Here is an 18,993-nt window from a genome sequence, read left to right as displayed (position 1 = left end):
ATACAACAATCAGTAGACCAACAAAAAAACAGATCGCCGATATCCGCATCCTCAACCCTTGACTTGCTGGTTTTTTCAGTGTAAAAGCGGTTGAAACCGCCGAATGTTAATATTAAACTCAATCTAAAATCTAAAATCTAAAATCTAAAATCGGATGACTAACCCCAGCGAATACCGACAAAGACGCGAACATTTAATGGCAAAAATTGGCAGCGGAACCGCGATATTTCGCAGCGCCCCCGCAGCCGTCATGCACAACGATGTTGAATACGCCTACCGACAAGATAGCGATTTTTTCTACTTAACAGGTTTCAAGGAAGCGGGGGCGGTAGCAGTGCTCGCACCGCATCACGAAGAACACAAATTTGTCCTCTTCGTGCAGCCAAAAGACTTGGAAAAAGAAACTTGGCACGGTTATCGCGCCGGAGTAGAAGGCGCTAAGGAGCTGTACGGCGCTGATGAAGCGTTTCCCATCGCCGAACTGGCCGAAAAATTGCCAAAATTTTTAGAAAAGGCCGATCGCATATATTATCACTTCGGGCGCGATCGGAATTTCGACCAAACAATCCTCAATCACTGGCAAAGATTGATGGCAACCTACCCGAAACGCGGTACAGGCCCAACAGCAATCGAAGATTCCAACATCATTTTACACCCGATGCGGCTGGTAAAAAGCGAAACAGAATTAGCCTTAATGCGCAAAGCCGCTAATATCTCAGTTATCGCCCACAACCGCGCCCAAGAATTCGCCAAACCCGGCAGGTACGAATACGAAATTCAAGCAGAAATCGAACATATTTTTGGCATGAATGGTGCCACTTCCGCTTATCCTTCCATTGTCGCCTCCGGTAACAATGCCTGCGTCCTCCACTACATCGAAAACAACCGCCAAATGCAGGAAAACGATTTGCTGCTAATAGATGCCGGTTGTGCTTGCGACTACTACAACGCCGACATTACTCGCACCTTTCCTATTAGCGGCAAATTCACCGCCGAACAACAGACTATTTACGACTTAGTTTTGCAAGCACAATTGCAGGCAATCAGTCAAGTATATCCGGGAAATCCTTACAGTAAAATTCACGAAACAGCAGTGCGCGTTTTGGTGGAAGGTTTAATGGATTTAAAACTTTTGGTCGGCGACATTGAAGAGATAATTAAAGAGGAGAAATACAAGCCGTTTTATATGCACCGCACCGGACATTGGCTGGGATTGGACGTACACGATGTCGGCGTTTATCAGTACGGCGAAAATTCGCAAGTTTTGCAGGCGGGACAAGTGCTGACGGTAGAACCGGGGATTTATATTTCTCCTTATATTAAACCCGTAGAAGGACAGCCGGAGATTCCTGAAAAATGGCGCGGTATTGGTGTGAGAATTGAAGATGATGTCTTGGTGACGTTGGAAAGCCATGAAGTCTTGACGGCGGGAGTTCCTAAATAATTGTTGACTGTTGACTGTTGACTGTTGACTGTTGATTGTTAAGAGGGCGGGCACGGGGGCACCGCCCCTACTGACTGTTGACTGTTGACTGTTGACTGTTGACTGTTGGCAGTTGCCGCCTTTAAATTGTATATTAAAAAAAATCAAACAATGAGTGGGGTTTCCCGCTCGCCCTGAATATACAATTTAAAGGCGCGACAGCTTATTTCTTATTTCTTATTTCTTATTTGTTGGTTCTAATTCCGAATTACCAACAACCAACAGTCAACAGCCAACAGTCAACAACCAACAACCAACAGCCAAACAAAAAGCCTTTATGTGTATTGATCCCACAGACAACGCACAGCGTAACTATCCCGTAGGGAATCGACCTCTCGAAACCTGCGAAGCATTAGTAACACAGCAAAGCGGAAAAATTCAGCAACTCGAAGCAGATTTGCAACAGCAGAGAAAATTGTGCCAGAAATTAGCAGCACAACTTAAAGCATTGGAAAATTCCAACTCTGCTGACTGTGTAACTGAATTGAATCTCGCCGACGAGCGCACTGAGTTAATAGCATCTCTGGAAAAAAGCCAGGAAATGTACCGAACTCTGATCAAACATTATCCGAATGGCTCGGTGTTTTTGTTCGATCGCGATTTGCGCTATACTCTGGTTGACGGTCAAGGTTTGGCAGTAGTTGGTTTGTCCAAAGAACTGTTGGAAGGCAAAACATTGTGGGAAGTATCGCCACCTGAAGATTTGCCACTTTTTGAGACTACATATCGCGCGGCTTTGGCAGGAAAAGAGAATAATTTTGAATATAAATACGGCGATCACGTTTATTCAACAACAATTGCTCCCGTCAAAAACGACCGGGAAGAAATTTTCGCAGGCATGGTCGTTACTCAAGATATTACCGAAAAGAAACAGGCAGAAATAGCGCTGGAAAAAATCAAAAATCAGCTAGAAATTAAATATAAAAAGCGCACTGAAGACTTGAAAACAGCCAACAATCTATTGCAGGAAGAAATTCTCTCTCGCTGGCGCGTCGAAGAAGCTCTGCGGCAAAGCCAGGAACAGCTAGAATTGTTTTTCTCTCAATCTTTAGATGGCTTTTTCTTTATGATGCTGGACGAACCCGTACACTGGGACGATACAGTTGACAAAGAAAAAGTTTTGGATTACGTATTTACTCACGGGCGGGTAACGAAGGCAAATCATGCTTTGATAGCTCAATACGAAACTACTCGGGAAGAGTTGATTGGCAAAACAATTAACTTTTTTTTGTCCCACAACTTGCCAAAGAGCAGAGAGATATTCAGGCAATTTTTTGATGCTGGCAGAGTTCACATCGAAAATGACAATCGCAAGTTTGACGGGGAGAGAATTTGGGTAGAAGGCGACTATATTTGCATTTACGATTCTCTCGAAAGAATCGTGGGGTATTTTGGCGTACAGCGTGATATTAGCGATGCGGTGGTTGCAGCTAGACAACGCAAACAAGCTGAAGCAGCACTGAAAGAAAGTGAAGAAAGATTCCGACAGCTAGCCGAAAACATTGAAAGCGTGTTTTGGATGGTAGGCATTCAACCGCAGGAAATTATTTATATTAGTCCGGGTTACGAAAAAATTTGGGGCAGAAGCTGTGCTGAATTGTATGCTGGCGGACACTTTTTAGCGGATTCTCTCCATCCAGAAGATCGCTCTCGCGTTGTTGCTAAATTCGCTAAAAAAATTGTAGCTGAAGATGAGACGGAATATCGAATTGTTAGACCGGATGGCGAAATTCGCTGGATTCGCGATCGGGCTTTTCCGATTACCAATCAAGCTGGTCAAGTTTACCGCGTTGTTGGCATTGCCGAAGATATTAGCGAAAGCAAACAGGTAGAAAAAGCATTCCGTGAAAGTGAAGAACGCTTTCGCCAGCTAGCAGAAAATATCCAAAATTCCTTCTGGCTAATGTCTGCTGAATTCACCGATTTATTGTATCTGAGTCCAGCTTACGAACAAATCTGGGGGCGCAGCAACGAAGAATTATATGCCGAGCCCTTAAAAATGATGGAGTGGGTGCATCCAGAAGATAAACATTTGTTGGAAGACTCAATGGGGCGAGTGTTGCAGGGTGAGTCCACCAATATCGAATATCGGATTTTTCGGCCAGACGGCACAATGCGCTGGGTGTGCGATCGAGCTTTTCCTATTTACGACGAATCGGGCAATATTTACCGCATCGCTGGTATTTGTGAAGATATTAGCGATCGCAAATTGACTTCTGCCCGCATCCAAGCAGCACTCCACGAAAAAGAAGTATTGCTGAAAGAAATTCACCACCGAGTCAAAAATAATATGCAGGTAGTTTCCAGCCTGCTGCAACTACAAGCTCAATATATTGAAGACGAACCGACGCTAGCTTTATTTGAAGAAAGTCAGACCCGCATCCATTCAATGGCTTTGATTCACGAGCAACTTTATCAATCCGACAATCTCGATCGGATCGATCTCCCGCCCTACGTTGAAAATTTGGTTGCTAATTTGTATCAATCTTTTGGTTACGGCAATACTTCCATCCAATTCAATGTCAACGTTGACCCAATTTCTTTAAATATAGAAACAGCAATTCCTTGCGGTTTGATTATTAACGAACTGGTTTCTAACTCGTTGAAATACGCCTTTACCGAAAGTTTGGCAGGTGAAATTAATATTAATTTTCATCGTGACACAACTTCTCAGCAATTTCACTTAAGTATTCAAGACAACGGCAGGGGATTCCCTGCAGGTTTTAACATAGAACATACCGAAACTTTAGGATTGCGATTAGTGCGGATGTTGACCAACCAATTAGATGGAACTCTTGTGATTGACAGTAAGTGCGGAACTTGTTACGATATTAGTTTCACTGAGTTGTCTTATCGACGGCGCATTTAAAAAATAATATGAACGCTATAAAGATTTTGGTGGTCGAAGACGAAGTGATTGTCGCCGAAGACATAGCAGGCAGGTTGAAAAAACTGGGTTATATAGTAACAGCCACGGTTGTTTCAGGGGAAGAAGCACTGGAAAAAGTTGCAGAAGAACGGCCAGACTTAGTGCTGATGGATATCGTGCTTAAAGGTAACATGGATGGTATAACAACAGCCGAACAAATCAGAACCAAGGTAGATGTACCAACAGTATTTTTAACAGCTTATGCCGACGAGAAAACGCTGCAAAGAGCGAAACTTACAAACCCATTTGGTTATATTATCAAACCATTTCAACAACATGATTTGCGGGTGGCGATCGAGATTGCCCTGCACAGACACGAAATCGAAGCTAAGATGCGAGAATCTCTTAAAGCTTCGGAAGCAACGAGAGAGTGGGTGGAAGAAAAGTCGTACCGCCAAAACCAGTATATTTCAATGGCTGCTCACGAATTGCGGAATCCGCTCAACGCAATTTTAATCTCTGCAGAACTCCTACAGCTCGATCGCGATCGTAGCAATGATGAAGCCCAAGTCAGAACCCTGCGGCTGGTGAATTCAGCTACAAAAAAAATGAACCAGCTAATCGACGATATGCTGTTCATGGGCCGAGCAGAATCAGGTAAACTCAAATCCCATCCATTACCGATAAATTTAGTCGAATTTTGTCAAGATTTGCTGGATCAACTGCAGTTAGGAAATGAAGCCAAGCACAAACTAAAATTCATCCCGTCTGACGTTACCAGCGCGATTTTAGATCAACAATTGCTGCACTGTATTATTTCTAACTTAATTGTCAACGCCATCAAATATTCCCCAAGCGGCGGTCAAGTCAGCTTGGAATTGCAATACAGTCAAGCAGGAGATGGAGACAAAGAACCTATCTTTTGTTTTTCTCGCGAGTGTTTATTTCCCAATACTCAATGTACAAATATTAACTATCCCTTACTAATTATCCGCATCCAAGACGAAGGTATTGGCATCCCAGAAACCGAAGTCGGGAAAATATTTGAAATGTTCTACCGATGCAAGAATACTGAGAAGATTAAAGGTAACGGTTTGGGATTGACGATTGTTAAAAAAGCTGTGGATTTGCAAGGAGGTGCGATCGGCTGTGAAAGCAAAATCGGCGTTGGTACTAACTTTACAGTCGTGCTTCCCTATGTAGCTCTTTCCTCAAAAAATCATAGATAAGACTTATCTAATCATCAAAATGTTGCAAAATCCACTCAACCGCCACTGCTAAATTGGCTGCAATAAAATCCGGTTTAGTATGGTGCTGATACTCGCCGCTCAACACGCTTTCGCCGTAACCAGTCTGCACTAAAATACCAGTACAACCGGCATTGTGAGCCATATCCACATCAGTCGCTTTGTCTCCCACCATAAAACTGTTCGGTAAATCCAAATTGTGTTCCCAAGCGGCGGCTACCAACATCCCTGTATTCGGTTTTCGCCAAGTTGTATAGCGCGTAAATTCGGGGTTAGTTCCCCCTTCCGCTTCGCTTAAATAAGGACAGTAATAAAGAGCATCTAACCTCGCTCCAGCTTCATTTTTTAATAGTTGACAAAGGCGTTTGTGCAAAGCTTCAACGTGGCTGACTGGATAATAACCTCTGGCGGGGCCGGATTGATTGGAAACCAGACAGCAAAATATTTTGTGGTCATTTAAAAGGCGTACAGCTTTAGCTATTCCTGGGATTAAATGCAAATCTTCTACTTGGTGAATGTAGCCCGCTTCGATGTTGAGAACGCCATCTCTGTCCAGAAATACTGCTCGTTTCATGGTTGTATTGTTGCTTGAAAATAGGGTTTAGGGTGAGGATGTGGCAGTGTTTGTTGGGGTTAACTTAAGCCTAAAAACCTTTGTATCTATCGTTTATAGTCGAGTCTAGATCCCCCTAAATCCCCCTTAAGAAGGGGGACTTTGAGTGTTCCAGTCCTCCTCTTTTTCCGCTTGGGACTTTGACTACTCTTGTCCCCCCCTTATTAAGGGGGGTTAGGGGGGATCGGTAAGACTGGACAAGGAAGACTATAGGCTGGCACAGCGAAAATCCAGGTACGAGCGTCATTCTAAAATAGATTGTTTGCCTAACCATTCGCGGAAACTATCATGATACAAACTATAGCAAATTTTTCCTCCAACTTCTTGTTTGTTTAAGAACTCAATCCAATTGTCTAACACTTTTTCAACATCGTATTCATCCCGATCAATTATATGGGATATCGCACTTACAGACAAACCTGTTGTGGATTTTACCAAAACATTGAGCACAGACAAGTCAACTGCCGATAAAGTATCACCTCTCATCCGCAGCCAGTGGTTTTGATAATACGCTGCTAAACCGGGAGGAAGTTCCGAAAAAAGTGAGGACTCTCCCAGATTAGCATCGGGGTGTAAATTCTCGGTAATGGCAGGTAACATCTGACTCAGATACATGAAATTGTTTTCGCCCAGAGTTGCGAGTTGTCGGCCGAATTCGGGTGCAGTTAAAGCCGGTGCGGTTGATAGGTATTGCTGAATGTAGTTAAGGGCATCTTCCCGATTTTGGGCGGGATAATCTCTTAAATCGAGGGTTTGAGAGGGCGCTTCAATTAATAAACCCGATTTTTCTCTCAAAAACGGGCGGCGGGCGAGGATAAAATAAGTACGATCGCCCAAATATCTCGGCAGATAAAACAGATTTGTGCTGGGAGGCTGACTCGTGCGGGCGATCGCGTCTACAGAATCAATGACTATTATCAACTTTTGGCGATCGTTTAATTTATCGCTAATTTGCTGAAGCAACAAAGACAGAAACCAACTCCCATCAAGGGATTCGAGATTTTGAAGTTGAGATCTTAGCTTGACAATTTCCGATGTTTCCCCATTGGCGGCAAGGTATTTGTCAATCAGTTGAGTGCAGACAGAAGCGAGAAAATCTTCAGGTCGATTTTTGCCCTCAACTGCAGCGTTGTAATAGATACTGCGAGGATGGGCGGTGACATATTGGGCGAGGATGGAACTTTTGCCGCAGCCGGGAGTGCCGACTATTGTGAAATAACCGCGGCTGTGGGAGTTCAGAAAGTCGGAAATGGTCGAAAAAACAAACTTGCGGCCTGCAAAATTCTCGGTTTTTGATCGCAGGAGTTGCTGAAATTCTTTTGGGTAAGCAGCGGTAGAGATGGGAGTTGCCAGAGGTGAGGAATTCATGTTAGTGCCTCCATCCCTTCTAGCCGCAGGAAATACACGCGACCGGATTTGTCGCCTGCCACAATTGTGACTCCATCGGGTGCAATAGCGCAACAGGCGATCGAACTTTCACCCGTGAAACTGGCAATGACATTTCCACTCCACAAATCCCAGACTTTGAGGGTGTTGTCTCTTGAACCAGAAATCGCCCGCTTGCCATCGGAGGTGACGGCGACTGCTTTTACCGAGTTTCTGTGACCATAGAGAAAAAACAGTTCCTTTCTAGTTGTTAAATCCCAGACTTTAAGGGTGTTGTCATCTGAACCAGAAATCGCCCATTTGCCATCCTCCGTGACAGCAACTGCATTTACCGAGTAGCTGTGACCCTTGAGAGAAAACAGTTCTTTTCGAGTTGTTAAATCCCAGACTTTGAGGCTGTTATCTGTTGAACCAGAAATCGCCCGCTTGCCATCGGAGGTGACGGCAACTGCATTTACTGAGTTGCTGTGACCTTTGAGAGTAAACTCTTCCTTTCTAGTTGTTAAATCCCAGACTTTAAGGGTGTTGTCCCACAAACAAGAAATCGCCCGCTTGCCATCTGCAGTGATAGCTACCGCATTTACCCACTGGCTGTGCTCTTGGAGAGTAAACTCTTCCTTTTCATTTGTTAAATCCCAGACTTTGAGGGTATTGTCATCTGAACCCGAAATCGCCCGCTTGCCATCTGCAGTGATAGCTACCGCATTTACCCACTGGCTGTGACCTTTGAGAGTAAACAGTTCCTTTCCAGTTTTTAAATCCCAGACTTTGAGGGTGTTGTCGAAAGAACAAGAAATCGCCCGCTTGCCATCAGCAGTGACGGCAACTGCATTTACCGAGTAGTTGTGACCTTCAGAAGTAAACTCTTGCTTTTGAGTTGTTAAATCCCAGACTTTGAGGGTGTTATCTGATGAACCAGAAATCGCCAGCTTGCCCTCAGCGGTGAGGGCTACTGCATTTACCAAATTGCTATGACCTTTGAGAGTAAACTTTTCCTTTCGAGTTGTTAAATTCCAGACTTTGAGAGTGTTGTCTGATGAACCAGAAATCGCCAGCTTGCCCTCAGCGTTGAGGGTTACTGCATTTACAAAATTGCTATGACCTTTGAGAGTAAACTTTTCCTTTCGAGTTGTTAAATCCCAGACTTTGAGGGTTTTGTCTGATGAACCAGAAATTGCCAGCTTGCCATCAGCGGTGAGGGCTACTGCATTTACCAAATTGCTATGACCTTTGAGAGTAAACAGTTCCTTTCCAGTGGTTAAATTCCAGACTTTGAGAGTGTTGTCTGATGAACCAGAAATTGCCAGCTTGCCATCAGGGGTGAGGGCTACTGCATTTACCAAATTGCTATGACCTTTGAGAGTAAACAGTTCCTTTCCAGTGGTTAAATCCCAGACTTTTATGGTCTTGTCCCACGAACCGGAAACCGCCCGCTTTCCATCAGCAGTGACGACAACTGCTTTTACCGAGTCGCTGTGACCAGTGAGAGTAAACAGTTCCTTTCGAGTTGTTAAATCCCAGACTTTGAGAGTGTGATCCGATGAACCAGAAATCACCCGCTTCCCATCCTCCGTGACGGCTACTGCGTTTACCAAGTAGCTATGACCTTCGAGGGTAGACAGTTCATTTACAGTTGTTAAATCCCAGACTTTGATGGTGTTGTCGAAAGAACCAGAAATCGCCCGCTTGCCATCAGCAGTTACGACAACTGCATTGACCGAGTTGCTGTGACCTTCGATAGTGCGTAGTAGTCCCCTGCGAGGGGGAGTTAAACAGGGTGTCAAAGGACGCAACCAAGGTGCTGCTTTCCACTGCTTTGCTACCTCCAGCATTGTCTGAATCAGAGGCATTTCAAAGTACAGTAAGCGCCCTAACAATTGCCCTGCCAGTTGCGTCTTATCTCCATCCAAAATATCGGCTGACATCCACAGTACCGCTTGAATCAAGTTCAGGGATTTCGCTGTTCCTGGGTTGTATTCTTGGTGAGTGACTGCTTCTGAATCGTCAACCAAATTGAAATCATCAATAAGTGCCTGCAACCCAAACTCAGGATGCTGAATCTTTGCCATCAGAAAGTTAAAATCAGTCAGTTTTTGATAATACTTTTCTAAATTCCCTGACTTGACATAATTTGGCAGTAAGCTCCCCAGATAAGCACGTTGATAGAAAAGTGGTTTGGCCGCTAACTTTTCAGCAAATTCTCCCATCTCACGCCATCCCATTTTCTAAATACTCAGAAATCCGTTTATTTACTTCCAGAAAAATTCTCCGCTTTGAATCCATCTCCCGTTTTGTTTTCAGAAAGTCAAGGAAACTAGCATGATAGATGGTGTAGCAGATTTCTCCTTCTACATCCTGTTTTTTTAAATACTCAACCCACTTATTTTCTAAAATCTGTGCCACATGGCATTCACCCTTCTCGGCAATTCCAGCAATCATCTCGCAGGGAATCGGCGTGCCAATCTCTAGCAAAATATACAAGACAATCTCCATCAATTGCCCTGGCTTAGCTTCCATCCCCATCCGCACCCAATGGCTTTGATAATATTCTTGCAGCCCATCTGGCAATTGCTTTAAACTCAAGTCATTGTAATTGCCCTTAGCAATTGCTGGCAAAACATAGCGCAAATACATAAAATTGTTTTCGCTCTTTTTTGCCACTTGCTCGACAAAATTTGTATCGGTAATGCTGCGGGTTTGAATCCATTGTGTCAAGTTATCTTTATACTCAGAATCGGGATTTGTCACAACATACTGAATATAGTGTTTGATATCATTCTGATTGAAATGAACATAGTCACTATCTCTTAAATCTAACTCTTTTACCGGAACTCCCGGAGATACGACCAACCGCCTTTGACCGAGGTTAAATGGTCGCCGCGTCAGCAGAAAATACACGTTATTTGGCAGAGTTGTGGGCAAATGTAAAAGATTTTCTCCCGGTTCTTGTTCAACTTCATCCAGTGCATCAATTGCAATTACCAAACGATCGCCCGCCGTGAGTTTTCCCGCCACCTGTGCCAGTAAAGTTGGTAAATCGGCCTCTTCTGATTTTGGCAATTGATAGCGGTCAATTAATTGGCGGCGAATGCTTTTCAAAAACAATTCTGGTCTGTTGCGCCGTTCGACGAGAATATTGAAATAGCAGGGAGATTTATGTTCCCAGACGTATTTGGCAACGATCGAACTTTTCCCCATTCCCGCATCCCCGACGATCGTAAAATAACCGTGAGGATTGTCGGTGATAAATTGCTGAAAAGTATCAAAAACAAATTGGCGGCCGCAAAACCTGCGAATTTTTTCTTCTATTAACGATATAAATTCTTCAGGGTAGGGGGCAACTACTGGTTGTGATGGTTGATAATACTTCTGTTTTAATTTAGTATGCAGAATCCTCGACTTACCTGCACCTTGGTGGTTATCAAGTTCTGGAAAACTGGCTGAAAACTTCCTATAAATCTCTCCCATCCGCTGTTTTACAGTAGGTTCTGATATGCTTAATGTTAATGAAAGCTCTGTCTGATTTAGGGGTACTCTTTCACGAGAGAAGAGTGCTAATAATGTTTCTGTTTGTTCCATAGATAATTCATGTCTCCCAGATTCGCCTGTAAGGAATTCTTGCCAATCCATCTAGGTTAACCCCCAATATAACTTTATTACAACTTACGCGTCATGCACTTAAATCATCCTGAGCCTTGCCAAGGATCTCTTAGACGGCTGGGATGCTTCGCAGTCCTGAGCCTTGCGAAGGATAGGGACTCTGCATGACAGTAGTTTAATTATACCTTGAGTATACTTTCATTATACCGACCTCTAATAGACCTAACTTTATACCTCTGGTCAACTTCACTTAATTAAAGTGATGCCATGATTTGATCAGAACACAGACAAGCAGTTATTGATAAACAAGAGAGGTCAGTCAAATGAATTTTAAATTATTCGGAAACTCCCACGGTGACGAAGATTTTAGCGAAATCGATGAAATAGGCAAAATAGGTATAAAACTTATTGGCAAAATTGCCGATGAGCTAAGTTATACCCGCACGTCTGCAGGTCGAAACTGTCTGTTAATTGTCAAATATTTTCAGCCCGGTATAGTACCACCCGAACCTAGCACTCAAGCGGATTTTTTTAAGCGTGCAATCGACGTTTTACATAGCTTTAACTGGCTTCAAGAGCAACGAACTCCCCAATCCGATCGAAGTTATAACCAGCCAATTCACAAAATAAAACTTCAAGTAAGTAGCGATCTCAAGGCTGTTACTCAAGTTTTATGGTGGGTTGAGCAGTTAGAGCCTCTACACATTCCCGAAGAAGTTTTGCAGCTTTGTAAGCTTGCTGCGATCGAGGGTTTTGCCCATGCTGTGCGCCACGCCCCCACAAATCTGTCAGTGGAAACTCCGAAAATCGAGCTGGCGATCGCAGTATTTAACGAACGCCTAGAGATCGAAATATGGGATTGGGGAAAGCCTTTTGACCTCAAGACTAAGCTGAAAGAAGAATTGCCCGAAAAAAGTGTGTTTAGTTGGAACGACTTGGGCTTTACTCTTCACTAAAGCTGTTCGGAAATTGCCACCCTTCCATTGACCACAGAAAGGAACTTTTTTGTGATGATTACTGATACTACTCCCAAGATTCTCGTTGTGGATGATGACGCTTCCATCCGCACTCTAGTTCATCGCTTTTTGAATCAGAAATATCAAGTAGATTCGGCAGGAGATGGCGAGACTGCTTTAGAATTGTTTGAGAAATTAAAGCCACTGCTAGTCGTTCTCGATTGGAATTTACCAGATACTACAGGTTATCACCTCTGCCAGGAAATGCAGCGCCGTACTAATGTTTTTGTGATCATGCTAAGCAGTCGCACAGACGAAGCTGATAAACTTAAGGTCCTGTCTGCAGGTGCTGATGACTATATCTGTAAACCCTTTGGTTTGGCAGAGTTGGCAATTCGTATAGAAGTTGTGTTGAGACGGATGAGGCCTGTCACTCCATCACGTATTGTATTCGATCAATTTGCGATCGATTCAGGGCGCCGGGAAGCAACACTCAACGATCGCATTATCAAGTTAACAGCCTTGGAATTTAAGATATTGTATTTTTTGGCAAGTCATTCCGGTCAATCTTGGAGTCGCCAACAGCTAATCGAAAAAATCTGGGGGTGGAACTGCAACGACACAGGAGAAGAGAACGTTGTTAGCGTACATATCGGTCAGATTCGCAAGAAAATGATTCAAGTTGATGCTAATGCGTCGCAGTTTATTAAAACAATTCGGGGTTACGGTTACAGGTTCGAGCCCCCCTCGCGCACTGCAATGGCAATTTCCTAAGCTCATCGGCATTAACCACTTGATTTTGTGAAAAACCTAGCCTCTAGATATGGGTTCCCAGGCACAGCCTGGGAACCAGCTAAGATATCTTAGTTCTTAGCCGCCCCAAACCTTCTTCAAAACCTCTTGAGGAGAGATGTCTGCCATTTTGCCAGTAGGAGATTTAATGCCCAAAAATCGATCGCTCTTTGGCAACAACTTCGCCGGTTCAGTCGGGCCGAACAAAGCTATTGTATAAGTTTGAACCGCCACAGCTAAGTGCATCGGCGCACTGTCAGTACATATCATCAAATTAGCAGCAGCAATAGTGGCCGCCAACTTGCCGACATCATCCGGCGAGATAACTTTTACATTTGGACATAACTCGACTAACTTTGCCACGAAGTCTGCATCTTCGGGCCCTTTCACAACAACAACAGGCAAATTAGGCTGCCGCTGCTGACAATCTTCAATTATTTGCTTCCAGTTGTCTGTAGGGTAAATTTTGTCGATACCTTTAGACACAGCTAATTGACTCGAACCGCCGTGAATCAAAATGTAACCGCTTTCTTTTACGCCCAACCGCTGTTGTTCGGCTTCCGCCCACTGAATGTCCTGTTTTGGTACATTAATTGCGATCGCAGGAGTTGGATTTGTAATGTTAAATCCTTGCAGCAAATCGTGGTACATTGAAGCGGCGTACTGTTCAGTTTTGAGCGGTACAGCAGCGGTGAGAAATCGAGCGCCGTTGATTCCCGAATAGCCAACTCTCTGCGGAATGCCGGTCAGCCACAGCAGCAGCCCTACAGTCCACCGCTGGCCGAGGGAAATAACTGCTTCGTATTCGCGATCGCGAATTACGCCCAGTAAATTGCCCAAATCTGCCATAGCGTTGCGGTCTTTGAAATTGTACGTCAAGACTTCTTTGACGGATTTGCAGACTCGGTAAGCGCCCTTTGCCCTCGGTTCCACGATGACATCAATTTGCGCCTCTGGATAAGACTGCTTGAGGTCATCGAGGGTGGGGAAAAATAAAATTTGGTCGCCAATCCCGCCTGGGACAAGTGCTAGTATTCGCATCATAAACGATCGGCTATTATCTATCGAGGTAGCTCTCAGCGATCGGTCTTCAGCTATCAGCTTATAGTATTTCTAGACTTTAAAAGCTACTGGCTGACAGCTAAACAACTGACCCAAAAGTACAGGACGCTCTTAATATATACCTAGTTGGGTGAAGAAGGGTTACTTAATGCACTTATTAATTGCTGCGGCGGGTTCGGGGCGACGGATGGGGAGTCAGCGGAACAAACTGCTGCTGACTTTGCTGGGAAAACCTTTGCTGAGTTGGACTTTGGCTGCTGCTGAAGCTTCGCAGCACATTAGCTGGATTGGCATCATGGGTCAGCCAGAGGATTTTCCTGCTTTTAAAGTAATTCTGAGCGATTTATCTTTGGTTATGCCCGTGGAACTGATTAAAGGAGGCGCCACCAGGCAAGAGTCAGTTTACAACGGTTTGCAGGCTTTGCCTCCGTCAGCCGATCGAGTCTTGATTCACGACGGCGCGAGGTGTTTGGCAACTGCTGAATTGTTCGATCGATCTTCCCAAGCTCTCTTAAGCTGTCCCGGCTTGATTGTCGCCGTCCCGGTCAAGGATACGATTAAGGTCGTAGACGAGTCTAGAATCGTGCGAGACACACCAGACAGAAGCAATTTATGGGCAGCCCAGACTCCCCAAGGATTTGAAGTGAAATTGTTAAAGCAGTGTCACGAACAAGGGCGACAAAAAGGTTGGGAAGTGACAGACGATGCGGCTTTGTTTGAAAAATGCGGTTTACCAGTGCAAATTGTGGAGGGAGAAGAGACGAATTTGAAAGTCACAACACCGGTTGATTTGGCCCTCGCTGAATTTATTTTGCGGCAGAGAACAGATAAGAGCAAATAGAATTTGTTGACTATTTTTAAGAACGGGCAAGATGCCCGTTCCACAATCAATAATTTGTTAATTGTGGAACAGGCATCTTGCCTGTTCCTTTGCACGGGCAAGATGCCCGTTCCACAATCAATAATTTGTTAATTGTGGAACAGGCATCTTGCCTGTTCCTTATGTTATCTTAGAAATATCATAGCTGGAAGTAAACATATGATTTCTGTTGCGCCGATCGCACCACCGTTACTCATAGGCGAAAAGCGAGTAGTGTTGAGAAATATTACTTGGCAGGGTTATCAACAACTGCTACAGATTTTAGGCGATAACCGAGCGGCTACATTGATATTCGACCGGGGGATTTTAGAAATTACCATGCCTTTAGAAGAACACGAATTTTCAGCACGCTTAATCGAACGACTGATTATTATTTTGGCTGTAGAGCTAGGTTTGAAGATTAAAACAATGGGTTCAACAACCCTCGATCGATCGGACTTAGAGCGCGGTGCAGAGCCAGATAATGCCTATTACATCCAAAATCAACCCCTCGTAGCCGGTCGTACAGTAGATTTAGCCACAGATCCGCCACCCGATTTAGTAGTAGAAATAGATATTACCCATACCGATATTAACAAGGCTGCTCTCTATGCCAGTATGGGAGTACCGGAATTTTGGCGTTACAATGGTAGAGAATGGCGAATTTATAAGCTGGAGAACGATGAGTATTTGGAAGTATCGGTCAGCCCCACTTTTGCGATACTTCCCAAGTCCAAACTTTACGAATTTTTGGCAGCAGCGCAGCTAGATGAAGTAGAAGCCGAGGTGAATTTTCGCAACTGGGTGAGAGAGATGGTGAAATCTAACTAGCGAATTGGGCCTTGGCAGTAGTCACCAGATTACCAGCTTCATCACACCGTATTTTCAATAGAGAAATTTGCTGTTTCTTTAGTAAGGGCTGGCTGTTGGTCTGACGATAATTTCGCTAACATCAACATCGTCAGGTTGTTCGATCGCAAATACAATCGATCGCGCGATGGCAGCAGCAGGAATAGCTATTCTGCGGAATTCTTGCATTCCCGATCTTGCAGTTTCATCAGTGATGCTCTCGGCTAACTCAGACTCGGTTACTCCCGGAGAAATCACCGTCACCCGAATGTCGCCCCCAACTTCTTGTCTCAAGCCTTCTGAGATGGCTCTAACGGCAAATTTAGTCGCACAGTAAACAGCAGCAGTTGGAGAAACCGCGTGTCCGCCAATGGAAGAAAGATTAATAATCTGACCTGATTTTTGTGCCTTCATGACGGGAAGTACGGCGGCAATACCGTATAAAACACCTTTGATATTGACATCAATCATGCGATCCCATTCCTCAACTTTCAGTTGTTCGAGTGCGGATAGGGGCATGATGCCAGCATTGTTAATCAGGACATCTACGCGATCGAACTTACTTTGGGCAAATTGAACGATATCCTCCATTTGACTGCGTTGCGTCACATCTAGAGCCTGGTATTCGGCGATTCCACCCTCCGCGCGAATGTCCTTGGCGATCGCTTCTAGGCGATCGGTGCGACGTGCGCCTAAAACAACTTTTGCGCCCTTTTTAGCAAGCAACTTAGCACTGGCTTCACCGATTCCACTACTGGCTCCAGTGATAATGATCACTTTCCCATTTAAGTTAGACATTGAAATCTTCTATTCTTGTGATGTTACTGAAAATTTGAGATTATTTTGTTGAAACAGCTCTTCGAGAGTTCCCGTCGCAATCAAGGCGCGAGGGCATCCCATAGTTTGTTCTTAACAAACTGTTCAAACGTTGTTGGTGTAACTGCTTCAGGGGTTCTGGCTGTCGCATAAACTCCGTCAGGATCGCCCAGGGCAATAAACAAATTCCCTAACTCTGTTTGTACATCAGGTGTTGCGCCAAACGAAGCTAGTTGCTGTTGGATCGATTCAATAGTCACCTGAACATATTCGATCGGGCGATCTAACACTTGTGAAAGAATAACAGTTGTTTCCAAGAGCGTTAAATTTTCTGGCCCCATCAAATTACGAGTCCACTTACCTGCCCAACAATCATCGAGTAGATATTTCGCGGCCTCATCGCCGATATCATCCGTACTAATCCAAGGAATATCGTGGTCACTAGCATAGGGGAAGCTTACGCTATGGTCTTGCTGAATCAACTTGACTTGATCCAGGAAATTCTCCATAAAATAGCCGGGACGCAGATGCAGCAAATTTGCTGTGGTTTGGTTGAAAATCGATTCAACCTCACCAACGAATGAGACAGTACCTAAATTTGGTTTTGCACCTGCACCAACGCTAGAAATATTGACCACTCGCTTGATGCCGTTTTCGCGCACTGCTGTGGCTCCCGCCATTGCCGTCTGGATGTACCAGTTGGATAAGCTTGGCGTGTCGAGTTTCGGTGGAGTCAGCCAAAACAAAGCATCTGCATTTTGCGTTGCTTCGATCGATCCTTGAGGATCGTCACTGCTAATTTGCTTCACTGTCGCACCTCGCTCAACTAGATCCGCTAACTTCTCTGGATGTCTTGCCAACAGAACGGTTTCGGCTCCAGCTTGTATCACTTTCTCAGCGGTGCGCCGTCCAATATTGCCTGATGCGGCTGCAATGACAATTTTCATAGCTCTCCTCTTTTAAATGTATTAGCCCCGGCTGAAAAATTGGCGCAAATTTTGGGTGTCGCCCATTGCATCAATAACGGGGACAGGGTTCCAGTATTCACGGTAGTGAACGATCTTTCCATCCTTGGTTTCTAATCGCATCACATAATCTTGTTGATAGTGGCGGCCTGTGGCCACGATCTCGGCTTCCCCATGAACCTCGGCAAATAGAACATTAGGGTTTGACGTTTGATATTCGCAAACATTCGTGAATACTAAATCTTGCATCTGTGCCACCATCTTTTTCATGTGGTTGTAGATGGCAGATTTGCCTTCAATTCGTTCAGGCGCATTCAGAGCAGCAGCATACGGAAATTCAACAACTGCATCTTCAGCAAATAAATTTATCCAAGCTTCGGTATCCTTGCCAATCAATGCGAGATGGTCAGTCAAAAGCTGTGTAGTCATATCTTCCTCTTCTATTTCACCTTAAAATTGGATGGCTCTCACTCGAAATCTCCTATTTCTGTCCCTTCTGTTGAGGTTAGTTGGAATTAAACAAACTGACCGCCAGAGACTTCGATTCTCTGTGCATTCACCCATCTGTTTTCTTCGGATAGCAAAGAGGCGATCGCACCGCCGATATCATTAGGCAGACCGACGCGACCCAAGGCAGTTTGCGAAGCGATAAAGCTGTTAATCTCAGGATTGTCACGCACCGCACCGCCATTAAAATCCGTTTCAATTGCGCCTGGGGCTACCACATTCACAGCAATCTGTCTGTGTCCTAATTCCTTAGCCATATATCGGGTCAAAACTTCGATCGCTCCTTTCATGCTTGCATAAGCTGCATAGCCAGGTAGAGCAAAACGGGCAAGCCCAGACGAAATATTGACTATCCGTCCTCCATCATTGATCAAAGGCAGAAGTTTCTGCGTGAGGAAGAAAACGCCTTTTACATGAATATTCATCAAGCGATCGAAATCATCTTCGGTGGTATCAGCAAAAGACGCATGAACCCCAATACCAGCATTATTTACGAGGAAATCAAAATGCTCTGTCTGCCATTTATCTTCAAGTGACTGCTTGACTTGTTCCACAAAACCGTCAAAGGTTTTCGTGTTTGAAGTATCCAGTTGCAGTGCAACCGCTTGAGCTCCGATATCGGCGATCGCAGATACGACATCTTTGGCATCCTCATCGCTGTTGTGATATGTCACGATGACATCGACTCCTTTTCTGGCAAGAGTCAAAGCGGTATTTTTGCCAAGTCCTCGGCTCGCCCCTGTTACTAATGCGATTTTTGTCTGATCTTTGGTCATTGCCTTATCCTTTTAGTGTTTCATTCAGATGTGTTCATCGTATGAGTAAAAGCAAGAATTTTGAATACACAGACCTCGCAATTTATTGCCTAATCCTCCAAAACCCTATTTTAGGAATGGCTCAAGATGCTCTATGTTGACACTCTCAGGGCTGAAGCCACTGAGATTCTGCGGACAAAGCAGCTTTAGGTAACACCCAAAGTTTTACTCTCG

At 44.5% G+C, this 18,993-nt stretch carries 16 protein-coding genes; 7 read left to right on the top strand and 9 right to left on the bottom strand.

What is annotated here, in order from left to right; all coding sequences use genetic code 11:
- Nucleotides 1-154 precede the first annotated feature (154 nt).
- The 3 genes from QUA58_RS22420 to QUA58_RS22410 all read left to right on the top strand — a co-directional run bounded on the left by QUA58_RS22420 (nt 155) and on the right by QUA58_RS22410 (nt 5,581).
- A complete protein-coding gene (locus tag QUA58_RS22420; RefSeq protein WP_333396052.1) occupies nt 155-1,444 on the top strand; it encodes an aminopeptidase P N-terminal domain-containing protein in 1,290 nt (429 codons plus the stop codon).
- 316 nt (nt 1,445-1,760) lie between these two features.
- Nucleotides 1,761-4,352: a PAS domain S-box protein gene (locus QUA58_RS22415; RefSeq protein WP_333396050.1), complete on the top strand. Its 2,592-nt coding sequence runs from the start codon at nt 1,761-1,763 to the stop codon at nt 4,350-4,352.
- Between the two features lie 8 nt (nt 4,353-4,360).
- Nucleotides 4,361-5,581 (top strand): response regulator, encoded by a 1,221-nt coding sequence (locus QUA58_RS22410; RefSeq protein ID WP_333396048.1) that lies wholly within the window; start codon nt 4,361-4,363, stop codon nt 5,579-5,581.
- A gap of 7 nt (nt 5,582-5,588) precedes the next feature.
- Here the strand turns inward: QUA58_RS22410 and QUA58_RS22405 are convergent, their stop codons facing one another.
- From QUA58_RS22405 to QUA58_RS22390, 4 genes are all read right to left on the bottom strand, one after another.
- Nucleotides 5,589-6,173, bottom strand: coding sequence for an HAD family hydrolase (locus QUA58_RS22405; protein WP_333396045.1), 585 nt, complete (start codon nt 6,171-6,173; stop codon nt 5,589-5,591).
- 282 nt (nt 6,174-6,455) lie between these two features.
- Nucleotides 6,456-7,580 (bottom strand): ATP-binding protein, encoded by a 1,125-nt coding sequence (locus QUA58_RS22400; protein ID WP_333396043.1) that lies wholly within the window; start codon nt 7,578-7,580, stop codon nt 6,456-6,458.
- The gene (locus tag QUA58_RS22395; protein WP_333396041.1) at nt 7,577-9,820 is read right to left on the bottom strand and encodes a WD40 repeat domain-containing protein; all 2,244 of its coding nucleotides are present in this window, start codon (nt 9,818-9,820) and stop codon (nt 7,577-7,579) included. Before QUA58_RS22395 ends, QUA58_RS22400 begins: the two co-directional genes overlap by 4 nt.
- Nucleotides 9,807-11,228 carry an AAA family ATPase gene (locus tag QUA58_RS22390; protein WP_333396039.1) on the bottom strand — a complete coding sequence of 474 codons (1,422 nt, stop codon included), beginning with the start codon at nt 11,226-11,228 and terminating at the stop codon, nt 9,807-9,809. The genes QUA58_RS22395 and QUA58_RS22390 overlap by 14 nt, the downstream gene beginning before the upstream one ends.
- Nucleotides 11,229-11,521: 293 nt before the next feature.
- On the opposite strand from QUA58_RS22390, the gene QUA58_RS22385 reads away from it, so the two are divergent.
- Together QUA58_RS22385 and QUA58_RS22380 are read left to right on the top strand one after the other, a co-directional pair.
- The gene (locus QUA58_RS22385; protein ID WP_333396037.1) at nt 11,522-12,154 is read left to right on the top strand and encodes an ATP-binding protein; all 633 of its coding nucleotides are present in this window, start codon (nt 11,522-11,524) and stop codon (nt 12,152-12,154) included.
- A 54-nt stretch (nt 12,155-12,208) separates the two neighbouring features.
- The gene (locus QUA58_RS22380; protein WP_333396035.1) at nt 12,209-12,928 is read left to right on the top strand and encodes a response regulator transcription factor; all 720 of its coding nucleotides are present in this window, start codon (nt 12,209-12,211) and stop codon (nt 12,926-12,928) included.
- Between the two features lie 96 nt (nt 12,929-13,024).
- Here the strand turns inward: QUA58_RS22380 and QUA58_RS22375 are convergent, their stop codons facing one another.
- Complete coding sequence (locus QUA58_RS22375) at nt 13,025-13,987, bottom strand: glycosyltransferase family 9 protein (RefSeq protein WP_333396070.1); 963 nt, start codon at nt 13,985-13,987, stop codon at nt 13,025-13,027.
- A 169-nt stretch (nt 13,988-14,156) separates the two neighbouring features.
- Here QUA58_RS22375 and ispD point away from each other — a divergent pair, with 169 nt between their 5' ends.
- Together ispD and QUA58_RS22365 are read left to right on the top strand one after the other, a co-directional pair.
- Nucleotides 14,157-14,849, top strand: a complete 693-nt coding sequence (gene ispD / locus QUA58_RS22370) for a 2-C-methyl-D-erythritol 4-phosphate cytidylyltransferase (protein WP_333396032.1) — start codon at nt 14,157-14,159, stop codon at nt 14,847-14,849.
- 198 nt (nt 14,850-15,047) lie between these two features.
- On the top strand, nt 15,048-15,698 hold the full coding sequence (locus QUA58_RS22365; RefSeq protein ID WP_333396029.1) for a Uma2 family endonuclease: 651 nt from the start codon (nt 15,048-15,050) through the stop codon (nt 15,696-15,698).
- 78 nt (nt 15,699-15,776) lie between these two features.
- Here QUA58_RS22365 and QUA58_RS22360 read toward each other — a convergent pair whose 3' ends face one another.
- The 4 genes from QUA58_RS22360 to QUA58_RS22345 all read right to left on the bottom strand — a co-directional run bounded on the left by QUA58_RS22360 (nt 15,777) and on the right by QUA58_RS22345 (nt 18,780).
- Nucleotides 15,777-16,514 carry an SDR family oxidoreductase gene (locus QUA58_RS22360; RefSeq protein WP_333254086.1) on the bottom strand — a complete coding sequence of 246 codons (738 nt, stop codon included), beginning with the start codon at nt 16,512-16,514 and terminating at the stop codon, nt 15,777-15,779.
- Between the two features lie 80 nt (nt 16,515-16,594).
- Nucleotides 16,595-17,479 carry an NmrA family NAD(P)-binding protein gene (locus QUA58_RS22355; RefSeq protein WP_333396026.1) on the bottom strand — a complete coding sequence of 295 codons (885 nt, stop codon included), beginning with the start codon at nt 17,477-17,479 and terminating at the stop codon, nt 16,595-16,597.
- A 21-nt stretch (nt 17,480-17,500) separates the two neighbouring features.
- Entirely contained in the window at nt 17,501-17,926 is a 426-nt protein-coding gene (locus QUA58_RS22350; protein ID WP_333396024.1) for a nuclear transport factor 2 family protein, read from the bottom strand.
- A gap of 86 nt (nt 17,927-18,012) precedes the next feature.
- Entirely contained in the window at nt 18,013-18,780 is a 768-nt protein-coding gene (locus tag QUA58_RS22345; protein WP_333396021.1) for an SDR family oxidoreductase, read from the bottom strand.
- Nucleotides 18,781-18,993: the final 213 nt, after the last annotated feature.

The organism is Microcoleus sp. N9_A1 (assembly GCF_036701795.1).
Taxonomy (GTDB): Bacteria; Cyanobacteriota; Cyanobacteriia; order Cyanobacteriales; family Microcoleaceae; genus Microcoleus.
The sequence above is the reverse complement of the archived record's forward strand: the minus strand, read 5'-3'. Positions and strand labels throughout refer to the sequence as shown.